At 69.8% G+C, this 13,801-nt stretch carries 13 protein-coding genes; 10 read left to right on the forward strand and 3 right to left on the reverse strand.

The genetic code is table 11. The features are described 5' to 3' along the window. Nucleotides 1-84: 84 nt before the first annotated feature. On the forward strand, nt 85-1,050 hold the full coding sequence (locus GGR11_RS07690; RefSeq protein ID WP_183196122.1) for an alpha/beta hydrolase family protein: 966 nt from the start codon (nt 85-87) through the stop codon (nt 1,048-1,050). Nucleotides 1,051-1,072: 22 nt separating this feature from the next. Here the strand turns inward: GGR11_RS07690 and GGR11_RS07695 are convergent, their stop codons facing one another. Continuing rightward, entirely contained in the window at nt 1,073-3,004 is a 1,932-nt protein-coding gene (locus tag GGR11_RS07695; protein WP_183196123.1) for a methyl-accepting chemotaxis protein, read from the reverse strand. Between the two features lie 225 nt (nt 3,005-3,229). Between GGR11_RS07695 and GGR11_RS07700 the strand changes: the two genes are divergently transcribed. Next, nucleotides 3,230-4,396, forward strand: coding sequence for a carbohydrate porin (locus tag GGR11_RS07700; RefSeq protein WP_246331598.1), 1,167 nt, complete (start codon nt 3,230-3,232; stop codon nt 4,394-4,396). A 4-nt stretch (nt 4,397-4,400) separates the two neighbouring features. On the opposite strand, the gene GGR11_RS07705 is transcribed toward GGR11_RS07700, so the two are convergent. Continuing rightward, nucleotides 4,401-4,898 carry an Lrp/AsnC family transcriptional regulator gene (locus GGR11_RS07705; RefSeq protein WP_246331600.1) on the reverse strand — a complete coding sequence of 166 codons (498 nt, stop codon included), beginning with the start codon at nt 4,896-4,898 and terminating at the stop codon, nt 4,401-4,403. A 69-nt stretch (nt 4,899-4,967) separates the two neighbouring features. On the opposite strand from GGR11_RS07705, the gene GGR11_RS07710 reads away from it, so the two are divergent. The 6 genes from GGR11_RS07710 to GGR11_RS07735 all read left to right on the forward strand — a co-directional run bounded on the left by GGR11_RS07710 (nt 4,968) and on the right by GGR11_RS07735 (nt 11,278). Then, nucleotides 4,968-5,870, forward strand: coding sequence for an EamA family transporter (locus tag GGR11_RS07710; protein ID WP_183196125.1), 903 nt, complete (start codon nt 4,968-4,970; stop codon nt 5,868-5,870). 94 nt (nt 5,871-5,964) lie between these two features. After that, complete coding sequence (locus GGR11_RS07715) at nt 5,965-7,650, forward strand: FAD/NAD(P)-binding protein (protein ID WP_183196126.1); 1,686 nt, start codon at nt 5,965-5,967, stop codon at nt 7,648-7,650. Beyond that, on the forward strand, nt 7,650-8,156 hold the full coding sequence (locus GGR11_RS07720) for a DUF1543 domain-containing protein (protein ID WP_183196127.1): 507 nt from the start codon (nt 7,650-7,652) through the stop codon (nt 8,154-8,156). Before GGR11_RS07715 ends, GGR11_RS07720 begins: the two co-directional genes overlap by 1 nt. A gap of 104 nt (nt 8,157-8,260) precedes the next feature. Continuing rightward, entirely contained in the window at nt 8,261-9,604 is a 1,344-nt protein-coding gene (gene fliI / locus GGR11_RS07725; protein ID WP_183196128.1) for a flagellar protein export ATPase FliI, read from the forward strand. Nucleotides 9,605-9,608: 4 nt separating this feature from the next. Then, on the forward strand, nt 9,609-10,019 hold the full coding sequence (locus GGR11_RS07730) for a flagellar export protein FliJ (protein WP_183196129.1): 411 nt from the start codon (nt 9,609-9,611) through the stop codon (nt 10,017-10,019). A 182-nt stretch (nt 10,020-10,201) separates the two neighbouring features. Beyond that, the gene (locus GGR11_RS07735) at nt 10,202-11,278 is read left to right on the forward strand and encodes an endo-1,4-beta-xylanase (protein WP_183196130.1); all 1,077 of its coding nucleotides are present in this window, start codon (nt 10,202-10,204) and stop codon (nt 11,276-11,278) included. 68 nt (nt 11,279-11,346) lie between these two features. On the opposite strand, the gene GGR11_RS07740 is transcribed toward GGR11_RS07735, so the two are convergent. Beyond that, nucleotides 11,347-11,571: a hypothetical protein gene (locus GGR11_RS07740; protein WP_183196131.1), complete on the reverse strand. Its 225-nt coding sequence runs from the start codon at nt 11,569-11,571 to the stop codon at nt 11,347-11,349. Between the two features lie 193 nt (nt 11,572-11,764). Here GGR11_RS07740 and GGR11_RS07745 point away from each other — a divergent pair, with 193 nt between their 5' ends. Both GGR11_RS07745 and GGR11_RS07750 read left to right on the forward strand, forming a co-directional pair. Beyond that, complete coding sequence (locus GGR11_RS07745; RefSeq protein WP_183196132.1) at nt 11,765-12,481, forward strand: response regulator; 717 nt, start codon at nt 11,765-11,767, stop codon at nt 12,479-12,481. Beyond that, nucleotides 12,469-13,791, forward strand: a complete 1,323-nt coding sequence (locus GGR11_RS07750; protein WP_183196133.1) for a sensor histidine kinase — start codon at nt 12,469-12,471, stop codon at nt 13,789-13,791. The genes GGR11_RS07745 and GGR11_RS07750 overlap by 13 nt, the downstream gene beginning before the upstream one ends. Nucleotides 13,792-13,801 lie beyond the last annotated feature (10 nt).

Here is a 13,801-nt window from a genome sequence, read left to right on the forward strand (position 1 = left end):
TCGCCCATTGGCGCAAACGGCGTGGCGCCATGGGGAGAGACCCGTTCAGAACTCCGCCGTCACAGCCCTTGAACGGAGCCTTCCATGATCCTGCTCGCCGCCCTCGCCGCCCTCGCCCTTCAGACCCCGCCGTCCGCAGCGGTCCCGTCCGCGCCCCCGGCGACGACGCCCGCCGCCCAGCCGGCGCCCCAGACCGTCGGCTTCACCCGGCTGGAAGTTGCGGACGGCGCAGGCCCCGCCATCGAGGTCGGGATCTGGACGCCCCCGTCGAACGGAACCGGGGACGACGCCCGACGCCCCCTGATCGTCATCTCGCACGGCAACGGCGGCGATTTCCGCAGCCATGAGGCCACGGCCCGCGCCCTGGCCCAGGCCGGGTTCACGGTCGCCGCCCTGACCCATACGGGCGATAACTGGCGCGATCAGAGCCAGGCTGCGAACGTCGCCCAGCGGCCGCGCCAGATCCATGTCCTGATCGACTATCTGACGGGCCAGTGGGAGGATCGGGGCCGGATCGACCCGGACCGGATCGGCGCCTTCGGCTTCTCCTCCGGCGGCTTTTCCGTCCTGACGGCGGCGGGCGGCAAGCCCGACCTGAGCCGGGTCGTCGATCATTGCCGCGCTCACCCTGACTTCTACGACTGCCGCCTGGTGTCGGCCCATCCGGAAGCGATCCAGGCGGCGGCCGTTCAGGAGTGGGTCCATGACGCACGGATCAAGGCGGTCGTGGCCGCCGCCCCGGCCCTGGGCTTCACCTTCACGCGTGAAGGCCTCTCGGGCCTGACCCAGCCGGTCCAGCTGTGGCGGGCCGAAGACGACCACGTCCTGCCCAGCCCCTTCTACGCCGAGCCTGTTCGCGACGCCCTGCCACGTCCGCCCGAATATCGTGTGGTTTCGGGCGCCGACCATTTCGACTTCCTGCCGCCCTGCTCCGCCCGACTGGCGGCGGCCGCGCCGATCATATGCGTCGCCACGCCCGGCTTCGACCGGGCGGCCTTTAATGATGATTTCAACCGGGAGGTCGTTCGCTTCTTCCGTCAGACTCTGTAACCGCCGGACGGCGGCGCGCGGCCTAAAAGGACTCCCACCCGTCCGCGTCGGGTTCCGACGCCGGCGCCAGGGCCGCGCCGCCGCGACCGACGGTCTTCAGGGCGGCGACGGTGCGGGCGGTAGAGGCTGCGGGCCGGGCCGGCGCCGGCGCGGGGGCCGAGGCGGCGGGGGGCGCGCCGACGCGGAAGCGGGCGACGGCGGCGTTCAGGCTGTCGGCCTCCTGCGACAGGGAATGGCTGGCGGCGGTGGACTGTTCGACCATCGCGGCGTTCTGCTGGGTCATCTGGTCCATCTGGTTGACCGCCGTATTGACCTGCTGCAGGCCGGTGGCCTGTTCTGCGGCCGAGGAGGAGATGTCCGTCACCAAGCGTTCGATCTGGGCGACATGGGCGACGATCCGGTCCAGGGTCTGGCCGGTTTCTCCCACCAGACGCACCCCGGATCCGACCTGGGTGGTGGACTGGGTGATCAGGGACTTGATCTCCTTGGCGGCCTGGGCCGACCGCTCGGCCAGGGCCCGGACCTCGGACGCGACGACGGCGAAGCCGCGGCCGCTCTCGCCCGCCCGCGCCGCCTCGACCCCGGCGTTCAGGGCCAGAAGGTTGGTCTGGAAGGCGATCTCGTCGATCACGCCGATGATCTGGCCGATCTCGGTGGACGAGCGTTCGATCTCGCTCATGGCGGTGATGGCGTCGCGGACCACCGCGCCGCTCCTGTCGGCGTCGCTGCGCGCCTCCTGGACCGCGCCGGCCGCCTGGACCGCGCCCGAGGCGGTCGCCCGCACCGTGGCCGTGATCTGATCCAGAGCCGCCGCCGTCTCCTCCAGGGAGGCGGCCTGCTGCTCGGTGCGGCGTGACAGGTCATCGGCGGCCTGGGCGATTTCCCCGGCCCCGGCGTTGATGGCGCCGGCGTTGACGGCGATCGATCCGATGACCTCCTGCAGCCCGTCCAGGGCGACGTTGAAGTTGGACCGCAATTGTTCGTAGGCCGCCGGGAAGGCGTCCTGGATGCGGAAGGTCAGGTCGGCCCGCGCCAGCGCCTCGAGCCCCTGGGTCAGGCCGGTCACGACCGCCGCCTGTTCGCGCGCTGCGGCCGCGCGCGACTGATCGCCCGCCACCCGGTCTTCTTCTTCCCGGGCGCGGCGTTGATGGGCCTCGGCCGCCTCGGCCTGGGCGCGGGCGACGATCAGGGCCTGGATATCGACGACGGCGCGGGCGATGTCGCCGACCTCGTCCTTGCGGCGGGCCTCGCCCAGCTTCACCTCGGTCTGGCCCTGGGCCATGGCGCGCAGATCCCCGGTCAGGCGGCGGATCGGCGCCACCAAACCGCGCGACCCCGCCAGGATCAGGCTGATGCTGATCAGCAGGCTGGCGACCACCGCGACCATCATCACCATCTGTCCGGCCTTGGCCTCAACCTCGGCGGCGAGGCGGTTCTTTTCGGCCGTGGCTTCGATCCTGTCGGCCGCCGCGCTCATGGCGGTCTCCAGGGCCGTGAACTGGGTCAGGAAGTCGGTCATCCCGCCCTGGGCCGCGACCGGGTCGGCGGCGGCCAGTTCGACCATCCGGGCCGCCGCCGCGATATAGGCCTGAAGCGGCGCCTCGACCGCCTTCAGGGCCGCCTGGATCTCCGGATCCGTCGCCAGGGCGTTGTTTTCCGCAATGGCCGTTTCGAAGATTTCGCGGTGTTCGGCCAGATCGGCCGTCACCGCATCGATATCGACGCCGTTGGCGGGATCCTTGGCCAGCATGGCCCCAAACACGTCGGAGCGCAGGGCGTCATGCATCATGTCGGCCTGCATGTGGTTACGCAACACGCTCGACGACACCGACGCCCGGTCCAGCGCCCCCGCCAGCTTGGCGTTCATCACCAGACCGACGCCCGCCGTGCCGACGGAAAGCAGCAGGACGATGATCCCCGTGGCTGTGACCTTCTTGCCGATCGTCCAGATCATGACCGCTCCCGCAAACCTGACATTCCTTCGAACCGCGGTACACGAATTCTGGTTAATGCATGATTTTCGGCCGCCTACGTCGTTTCCTCGCGGTCGCTTAAGGGCGATTTTCATTCCGCCGGGATTACGCCGCTCTTTGAACAGAACGGACGTATGGCCATGCAGAACGCTAAGCCCCAAGTTTTCAAACCCCTCGCCGCGGCAGTCGCCGCTGCATGCGCCGCAATGGGCGCCGCCCCGGCCCAGGCCCAAGACCTGGCCCAAGACCCGGCCCGCGCGGCGGACCCGGACTGGACCCTGTCGGCGGAATATACGGCCGATGTTTCGGGCGTGGTCTCGGGCGGCGCCAAACGCGCGGGCCGGTATCTGGATAATCTGAGCGTCGAACTGGACGGCGATCTGGAACAGGCTTGGGGCTGGCGCGGCGCGCGCCTGCACATGTCGGGCCTCTATAACGGCGGTGGCGAACCCAACGCCCTGGCCGGAACCCTGCAAGGCGTCGACAATATCGAGGTGGGGGCCCAGGGCGCCCGCCTGTTCGAAGCCTGGATCGAACAGGATCTGGGCGGCTCGGCCACCCTGCTGGCCGGCCTGTACGACCTCAACAGCGAATTCTACGCCACCGAGGCCTCGGGCCTGCTGATCTCGCCGCCGTTCGGCATCGGTTCGGAACTGGCTTCGACCGGCCCCAACGGCCCGGCCATCTTCCCCTCGTCGTCCCTGGCGGCGCGGCTACGGGTCGGGGACACGGACAGGACCTATGTCCAGGCCGCCGTCGTCAACGCCGACGCCCGCACCTTCGGCGATCACGGCGGGGTGGACACGGACCTGGACCACGGCGTCCTGGCCATCGCCGAGTTCGGCAGCCACGCCCCCGTCGGCGGCGCCCCCATCCGCTACGCCCTGGGCGTCTGGCGCTACAACCAGCGCCAGGACGACATCCGCGACCTGACCCCCGACGGCGACCCGGCCCACAGCATCGCCCAGGGCGCCTACGCCCTGGCCGAGGGTCATGTCTGGGGCGCCGCCGCCCCCGACGGCCCCCAGGTCGACGCCTTCGCCCGCCTGGGCCTGTCCGACGGCGACACCACCGACTTCAAGGGCGGCTGGCAGGCCGGCGTTCTGGTGCGCCAGGTCTTCGCCGCCCGCCCCGACAGCCAGCTGTCCTTCGGTCTCCACCAGGGCTGGCTGTCGTCCAAGGCCCGCGCCAACCTGGCCGATGCGCCCGCCGACCCGGCCCGCTATGAAGAAGGGCTGGAGCTAACCTACGCCGACCGCATCGGCCGTTTCACGATCCAGCCCGACATCCAGCTGATCCGCGATCCCGGCGGCCTGAAGGACGCCGACGACGTGGTGGTGGTGTCGCTGCGCGTGATCACGCCGCTGTTCTGAACCTCTAGCGTTCCAGCGCCACGCGGGCGGGATCGAAGCCCACGACTTCACGGATCACGATCATGCTCTTGAAACCGCGCACCCCCTTTTCGGGGATCAGTTCGCGGATGCCGAAGGCCTCATACTCCTGCATCGAGCGCACGGCGACGGTCAGCAGATAGTCGGTCTCGCCCGTGACGTCCCAGGCGCCCTGGACCTCGGAACTAGCCTTCATGGCGCGCTGGAAGGCGTCCATGACCTTGCGGTCCTGGGTGTTCATTTCGACCTGGACATGCAGGACGATGCGCGGCTCGACGTGGGCCGGATCGATCAGGGCGACGTCGGCGGCGATGACGCCCTCGGCCCGCAGTCGACGCAGCCGGCGCAGCACGGCGGACTCCGACAGCCCCACCGCCTCGGCCGTCACTCGCGCTGGCTCCAGATTGTTGCGCCGAACCCGCGCCAACAGCCTATGGTCGAAATCGTCGAGGGTGACGAAATTCGTCATTTCATGGCCTTTCATGACGATATCCGGCGCATGCAAGCCGAAAATCGCCGGGAAGCGCAAGCCGAATTGCAATAGGTTCAAGCCATGACCTCCGTGGCCCTGAAACAGCACCTGACCTCGCCGATGGCCATGCGCCTGATCCCCTATCTGGCGCTGTTCGCGGGCATGGTGACGCTGGCGGGCGGCACCTCCTTCGCCAAGACCCTGTTCCCGATCATCGGGGCGGAGGGGACCTCGGCCTATCGCGTCGGGATTTCAGCTGTTCTGCTGGTGGCCGTGTTTAGGCCCTGGCGCTTCCGGCTGAGCCGCGCGGACCTGGGGGCCATCGCGCTGTACGGCGTCGTGCTGGGGGCGATGAACCTCAGCTTCTACATGTCGCTGCAGACCATTCCGCTGGGCCTTGCCATCGCCATCGAGTTCATGGGGCCGCTGACCTTGGCCCTGATCCATTCGCGAAAGCCGATCCATTTCGTCTGCATCGGCTTCGCCGTCCTGGGCCTGGGCCTGTTGCTGCCTCTCAAGGCCGGAGCGGGTGCGCTGGACCCCGTCGGCGTAGCCCTGGCAGGCTTCGCCGGCCTGTGCTGGGCGCTGTACATCGTGTTCGGCAAACGGCTGTCGCATATCCATGCTGGCCAGTCGGTCGCCCTGGGCATGAGCGTGGCGGCCATGGTCGTCGTGCCTTTCGGCGTGGCCCATGCCGGCGCGGCCCTACTGAACCCGGCCATCATCCTGGCCGGCGTGGCGGTGGCGATCTTCTCCAGCGCCCTGCCCTATTCGCTGGAGATGGTGGCCTTGCGCGGCATACCCAAACGCACCTTCGGCGTGGTGCTCAGCGCCGAGCCGGCGGTCGGCGCCCTGGCGGGCCTGATCGTGCTGCACGAACACCTGACCGGCCAGCAGTGGCTCGCCATCGCCGCCATCGTCGTCGCCTCGGTAGGGGCCATCGCGACCACGCGAGAGGAACGGGTTCGTCTCGAGCCGGCCTGAGGTTTCCTCAAACAAATCCGGCTCCTGGGTCCGCCGGTTTGAAATAAAATACGGCAAGCGCGGCGCCATTTTCGGGCAAGCGCATTTGGGTCGAATGAGGTTATCGATTGCGTTCGTCGGCGCCGGTCCGACCACCCTCTACACCCTGGCGGCGCTGTTGCCTGCGGCCCGGCCGGGACTGGCGATAAACGTCTTCGAAGAGGCGGCGACGGCCGGGCTGGGCAGCCCCTATCGCCCCGGCTGGAACGATCCCGCCATGCTGTCGAACATCGCCAGCATCGAAATCCCGCCCGTCGGCGAAACCCTGCTGTCCTGGCTGCGCCGTCTGCCCCGGCCCGAGTGCGCCGCCCTGGGCCTGGACCCCGACACGGCGGACGAGCGGACCTTCGTTCCCCGCGTGGCCCTGGGCGCCTATTTCCGCGACCAGTTCGCGGTCCTGGCCGAGGGCCTGCGGGCGCGGGGCGCCGAGGTCGAGATCCTGACAGGCGCCCGCGTCATCGACGCGGCGATCCTGGAAGCGGGAATCCGCCTGACGGTCGCCATGCCTCAGTCGCCCGCCCAGGATCGGGTGTTCGACTACGCCGTCCTCGCCACGGGGCATCAGTGGCCCAGCCGCCAGGAGGCGCGACCGGGTTATTTCACCAGTCCCTGGCCCGCCGCCGGCCTGTCGCGGATCGGTCCTGTGTCGATCGGTATCCGCGGCTCGTCCCTGACCGCCATCGACGCCGCAATCGCAGTCGCCGCCGCCCACGGTCGGTTCGAACGTCGCGAAGACCGCCTCGTCTATACCCTCCAGGCCGGCGCCGAAGGTTTCGGCGTCACCATGATGTCGCGAAAGGGGCTGCTGCCCGAGGCCGACTTCTTCTTCCCCCTGCCGCATGCGCCGCTGTCGATCCTGACGCGCGAGGCGATAACCGCCCTGACGGCCCGGGCCGACGACGACGTGCTGGATCGAGCCTTCGATCTGTTCAAGCGCGAACTGACGCTCGCCGACCCTGCATACGCCAGGGACATCGGCCTCGACGACGCGGATATCGAGACCTTCGCCGAACGCTATTTCCAGCGCCGAACCGCCGTGGATCCCTTCCGATGGGCCGAGGAGAACCTGGACGAGGCGCGGCGCAACCACGCCGACCGCGTCACCGTGGCCTGGCGCGACGCCATTCTGCGCATGCACGAGGTGATGGCCGCCATCGCGCCGCATCTGACCGGCGTCGCCTTCGCGCGGTTCAACACCCACCTGAAACCGGTCTTCGTCGATAATTACAGTTCGGTGCCGCATGAATCGATCGAACGCATGCTGGCGCTCCACCGCGCGGGCCGGCTGGAGGTCCTGGCCCTGGGCGACGACCACCAGATCGACACCCGCCCGTCCGAGGGCGGCGCCGTGCTGAAGCGGGACGATGGCGAGCGGCGACATTTCCCGGTCTTCATCGAGGCCACCGGCCAACGGGCGCTGTCGGGTCTCCAGTTCCCCTTCCTGACCTTGCTGGAACAGGGCGTGGTCCAGGACCAGGTCGAAGACGAGGACGCGCCGGCGACGCGGGGGATCCGCATCGACGCCCATTTCCATCCCGTCTCGGATTCGGGGCCTGTCGACCGCCTGTTCTGTCTCAGCCTGCCCTTCATCATGGGCCGTCACCCCTTTGTTCAGGGCGTCACCAGTTCGCATCAGATTGGTCAGAACGTCGGGGCGACCTTGGCCGGGATCGTCGGGGAGATCGGGGAGATTGAGGCCGGGATTGGCGCAGTCGCCCCCCTCGCTGTAGAGGCGGCCTGATGAAACTGTTCGCGATCTACATCGGCGGCAAGCATCCCGGCGCCAATATCGAGGTCCACGACATGCGGTTCGTGGTCGCTCCGTCCATTGAGGAAACCTACGACGCCCTACGGGCGCAGTGGTGGGGCCGGCCCGGCAGCCTCCATATCGACTGCTGGTCCGAAATCAGCCAGGCCGACGGCTATGAGGTCAGTTTGCAGCCCACGCCCTTTCCGGGCGACGCGCGGCTCTATTACGTCAATCTGGGCGGCTACGACGGGATCGATTTCGCGGAGAAGCACCGCAATGTCTTCGTCGTCGCCGACACCCTGGCCCAGGCCAAGACCCGCGCGATCAAGCGGGCCAAGGGCTGGGACGCCCCCCACCGGGACGAGATGTTCGAGGCGGAACAGGCCTTCGCCCTGGACGAGACGGCAGCGGCCGAGCGGCTGTATATCCACCTCACGCCCAGCCTCCTGACGGGGGACGCGCCCTTCACCTGTCACTACACCCCCCTCCGGGGCTAGGCGGACGCCAGCATCCGGGTTGCAAACGCGCGGTCGTCGCCGTTTGTCAACGCGCCGTTAACCACGATGGCCCATCTGGTTAACGCCTGTTCCTGGGGTCCGTTTTGCACACTCTCGTCGCCGCCGTCGAAGCGATCGATCCGCTGGTCGTCACCGGCAAGGTGGCGGGCGTGTCGGGCCTGCTGATCGAGTCGCGCGGCGGCCTGTCGCGTCTGGCGGTCGGGGCGCGGGCCGAGATCAGCCGGCGCGGGCTGGCGGCCCTGCCGGCCGAGGTGGTGGGCTTCCGCGACGCCAAGGCCCTGCTGATGCCGTTCGGCCCGGTCGAGGGGGTGGCGCCCGGCGCCGAGATCCGCATCATCGACCAGGCCGCCAGCGTGCGCCCGACCACGGCCTGGCTGGGCCGCATCATCGACGCCTTCGGCCAGCCGATCGACGGCAAGGGCCCCCTGCCCCAGGGACCGGCCCCCTATCCGTTGCGCGCCCCCCCGCCCCCGGCCCATTCGCGCGGCCGGGTGGGCGAGCGGCTGGACCTGGGGGTGCGGGCCATGGACGTCTTCACCACCACCTGTCGGGGCCAGCGGCTGGGCATCTTCGCCGGCTCGGGCGTGGGCAAGTCGGTGCTGCTGTCCATGCTGGCCAGACAGGCCACCTGCGACGCGGTCGTGGTCGGCCTGATCGGCGAACGGGGCCGCGAGGTGCGCGAGTTCGTCGAGGAGACCCTGGGCGAAGAGGGGCTGAGACGCGCGGTCGTCGTGGTCGCCACCTCGGACGAGCCGGCGCTGAAACGCCGCCAGTCGGCCTATATGACCATGGCCATCGCCGAATATCTGCGCGACCAGGACCTGGAGGTCCTGTGCCTGATGGACAGCGTCACCCGGTTTGCGATGGCCCAGCGCGAGATCGGCCTGGCGGCGGGCGAACCGCCGACGACCAAGGGTTATACTCCCACCGTCTTCACCGAACTGCCCAAGCTGCTGGAGCGGGCGGGGCCGGGACCGGTGCGACCCGACGGCACCACGGCAGCGCCCATCACCGCCCTGTTCACCGTCCTGGTGGACGGCGGCGACCATGACGAGCCCATCGCCGACGCCGTGCGAGGCATCCTCGACGGCCATATCGTCATGGACCGCAAGATCGCCGAGCGCGGCCGCTTCCCCGCCATCGACGTGCTGAAATCCGTCAGCCGGACCATGCCCGGTTGCCAGACCCCGCCCGAGCGCGAGCTGAACAAGCGCGCCCGCCAGTCGCTGTCGGCCTATGCGAACATGGAAGAGCTGATCAAGATCGGCGCCTATCGCACCGGGGCCGACCCTATCGTGGACCGCGCCATCGCGCTGAACCCCGCGCTGGAAGATTTCTTGACCCAGGACAAGGACGACGCCACGCGTCTTACCGATTCCTTTACCCGCCTGGAGCAAATCCTGAACCAAGGCATGATCAGAGAGTGACGAAATGACCGCTTGGGCCCAATCCCTGATCCGCATCTCCAACTACGAAGTCGAGACCCTGCAGAAGCGCCTGGCCGAGATCACCAGCCGCCGCGCCACCGCCGAGATGCGTCTCGCCGTGCTGGACGCCGAGGTCGAGATCGAACGCGAGCGCGCCCGCATCGACGCCGACGCCGGCATGATGCTGGCCGCCTATCTGAACGGCTGGAAGGCCCGCAAGGCCGCCGCCGAGGGTGATCTGAACGTGGTCGACGCCGAGGAAGCCGGCGCCCGCGACGCCCTGACCGGCGCCTTCGAAGAGCTGAAGAAGTTCGAACACGTCGCCGAAACCACCCGCCTGAACAAGCTCATCGCCATCGCCAAGCGCGAAACCGCCGCCTTCGACGAGCTGGGCCTGCGGAAACGTGCGGTCTAGCCAGACACAAACCTCTCCCTCCCACTGCGGGGGAGGGGGGCGGAGGCGCAGCCGAAGCCGGGTGGGAACGGCTGGGCTACGTCCCACAGACCTGTCTGGCCGCCTATCCGTGCGACATCGCCTTGCCGCCCCCACCCCGTCGCTGCGCGACGCCCCTCCCCCGCAGGGGGAGGGAGAATAGAATGCCGATCTCCCGCCGCACCGTCCTCGCCTCGGGCCTAGCGCTTCCTCTGGCTGCGCCCCTGGCCGCCTGCGACCGCACCTCGGCCGAACCGACCCCGCCGAACGTCCCCCCGCTGAAATCCGTCGCCCCCTGCCCCTTCGGCACAGCGATCAAGGCGATGCAGATCGATGACCCCGACTGGGTCGCCCTGGCCCGCGCCAATGTCTCCCAGCTGACGCCCGAGTGGGAGATGAAGATGGAATATGTCCTGGCCGACGGCCTGGACCGCCCCCGCTTCGACCGCACCGACCGGATCGCCGCCTTCGCCGCCGCCAATGGCATGGCCCTGCACGGCCACACCCTGATCTGGTACTCGCAGGGCAAGGAAGCGTTCGAGGGCCTGTCCGGCGCCGCCTTCGACCGCGCCTTCGACGGCTATATCGCCGCCATGGCCGGCCGGTATCGCGGCAAGGTCCGCAGCTGGGACGTGGTCAACGAACCGATCCTGGATGACGGCTCGGCCATGCGCGACTGCCACTGGAGCGCCCGCTACGGCCACGACGGCTATATCCTGCGCGCATTCGAGAAAGCCCGGATCGCCGATCCGGAGGCCGTCCTGTTCCTGAACGAATACAACCAGGAATCGGTCCCGGCCAAGGGCGCCCAGTTCCTGAAACTGGTGGAACGCCTGCTGAAGGCCGGGTGTCCGCTCCAGGGTCTGGGGCTGCAGTCCCACCTTTGGATCGACATCCCCGAAGGCGTCATCGCCGCCTATATGCGCGAGATCGCCCAGTTCGGCCTGCCGATCCATGTGTCCGAGCTGGACTGCACCCTGCGGACGGAAAACCCGCTGGATCTGCGGTCCCAGGCCGACCGGCTGGCCCGCCAGACCGCCCGCGTCACGGAACTGGCCGAGGCCTTCACCGCCCTGCCCCCGGCGCAGCGGTTCGCCTTCACCGTCTGGGGCCTGCGCGACACCGACAGCTGGTATCGCCAGGGCGACAAGGACGACGGCCGCGACAAGCCCCTGGCCTTCGACAGTTTCGGCCGCCCCAATCCGATGGCGCAGGCGCTGGCGGAAGCCTTCAAGACCTAGACGGAGCGACGCCCGCCGGCCCTGGGGCCGACGGGCGCTGTACGACGGCGGGTGAGGGGTCGTCCGTCTTACTTCTTGCCGGGCTTGGCCGGCTTCACCTTGGCCGGGGTTTCGGCGCGGTGGTGACGGGCGCTGCGGGTTTGGTGCTGCGGACGGGCGCTCGAGGTCGCGGCCGGGCGGGCGGTCGCGGCGGATGCGGTCGAGGCAGGCGCGGTTCCGGCGAAGGCGGCGCCGCTGGTCAGCAGGACGGTGGCGACGGCGCCCAGGATGGCGGGGGTGCGGAAGGATTTCATTTCGGGTCTCTCTGGTTGAGAACGTCCGGCCTCGTGTCGGACAGTCACTGTTTCGCGCCGCCCTCGGGCGGGTTCGCGTCCGTTCGGTGTCGCCGCATGTCGTCGGCGAACAGATTTGTGTCCGACTGTATCCGCCGCGCTTTGGCCACGAGCCGGGACGACAGATCGCCGTCCTTTCCTGCGCCGAACGCCCATGTCCCAGACCGCTGTCTTTCCCGTCCTGCTGGTCGTCGACGACGACCGCGACATCCGCAATCTGTTGTCGGAACACCTGGAACAGCACGGGTTTCGCACGGTGAAGGCGGCCGACGGGCGGGCGATGCGGGCCGCGCTGGAGGCCGGGCCGGTGGATCTGGTGGTGCTGGACCTGAACCTGCCCGACGAAGACGGGCTGAGCCTGTGCCGCGCCATCCGGGCCACGTCGCGCACCCCGGTCATCATGCTGACCGCGCGCGGCGATCCGATAGACCGGATCGTGGGGCTGGAGATGGGCGCCGACGACTATATGGCCAAGCCGTTCGAGCCGCGCGAACTGGTGGCGCGCATCCGCACGGTCCTGCGCCGCGCCGGCCATGACCGCGACAGGATCGAGGGCCGCCACGCGAACTTCTCCGGTTGGTCGCTGGACATCGCCGCGCGCGCCCTGACGGCGCCCGACGGGCGACTGGCGCTCCTGTCCAGCGCCGATTTCGACCTGTTGCACGCCCTGGTGCGCAACGGCGGCCGGCCCCTGTCGCGCGAGCGGATCCGCGCCCTGTCCACCGTGGCCGACGCCGACGATCGCGCCATCGACCTGAGGGTCAGCCGCCTGCGTCAGAAACTGGGCGACGACGCCCGCAACCCGGCCCTGATCCGCACGGTGCGCAGCCTGGGCTATATGCTGTCGGGACCGGTGACATGGCGCGCCTGAGACGCGACGTGGGCCGCGCCGCCGACGGATCGACCGTGCGGCTGTTCCTGCTGCTGCTGGTGGGGGCGATGGCGGCGGCGGCGGTCACCTTCCTGGCGCTTCAGGTCGGCCACCATCGTGGACTGAAGCGGGCGCACGACTTCACCACGGCCGAGCGGATCGGCGACCTGGCCCAGGCGGACGACGATCCGGCCGCAGGCGTGGCCGCCGGCCTGCCCCCGGCGCAGGGCCAGAGGCTGGGACCGCCCGATGCGGCCCTGACCCAGGCGGTGGCGGCGGCGCTTGACCGGCGCGGCGTCAGCGGCGTGACCGTGCGGGCCTATGAGGCGGCCGACGCCGTCTGCGGAGCCGATCCGGGCGAGCGGCTGCGCTGCCGCATCCTGACCCTGACGCCCGACGGCGGCCCGGCCATGGCCCCCGTGGCCGTCAGCCTGCCCGCCGCGCCGCGCCCCTGGAGCCTGGGAGGCGAGAGCGCGGCCCTGCTGGCGGCCGGTCTGGCGGCGGTGATCGCCACGGCCTGGCTGGCCTCGCGCCGCGCCGCCGCCCCGCTTGCGCGGCTGTCGGCCGGCGCCCTGGCCCTGGGCCGCGACCTGGACCAGCCGCCCCTGGTCGAGGAAGGCGCGCGCGAGGTGCGCCAGGCGGCGGCGGCCCTGAACGTCATGCAGACCCGGCTGCGGACCATGATCGCCGAGCGCACCCGAGTCCTGGCCGCCGTGGCCCATGACCTGCAGACCCCGCTGACCCGGATGCGGCTGAGGGTCGAGAAGATCGGCGACGAGGGCCTGCAGGCCCAGTTGATCGCGGACCTGGCGGCGATGCAGCATCTGGTGCGCGAAGGGCTGGATCTGGCGCGGATCGAGACTGCGCCCGAACCGGTGGTTCCCGTCGATCTGGACGCCCTGTTGTCGGCCCTGTGCGAGGACGCGGCCGACGCCGGTCAGCCGGTCGTCTTCGCCCAGGGTTGCGGCGCCGTCCTGTCCACCCGCCCCCAGGCCCTGCGCCGCTGCCTGACCAATCTGATCGACAATGCGGTGCGCCACGGCGGGGGCGCGACGGTCTCGGCGATGGTCGAAGGGACGACGATCCGGCTGGCGGTGCGCGACCACGGGCCGGGCGTGCCCGAGGATCGGCTGGAGGCCCTGTTCGAACCCTTCTACCGGCTGGACCCGTCCCGGTCGCGCGACAGCGGGGGCACGGGCCTGGGTCTGACCATTGCGCGGCGCATGGCCGAGGGCGCAGGCGGACGGCTGACCCTGGCCAACGCCGAGGACGGCGGCCTGGAGGCGGTGGTGGCGTTCGACGCCCCCTGACGCAAAACGC

Origin of the sequence: Brevundimonas mediterranea (assembly GCF_014196125.1) — a bacterium.
GTDB classification, from domain to species: domain Bacteria; phylum Pseudomonadota; class Alphaproteobacteria; order Caulobacterales; family Caulobacteraceae; genus Brevundimonas; species Brevundimonas mediterranea.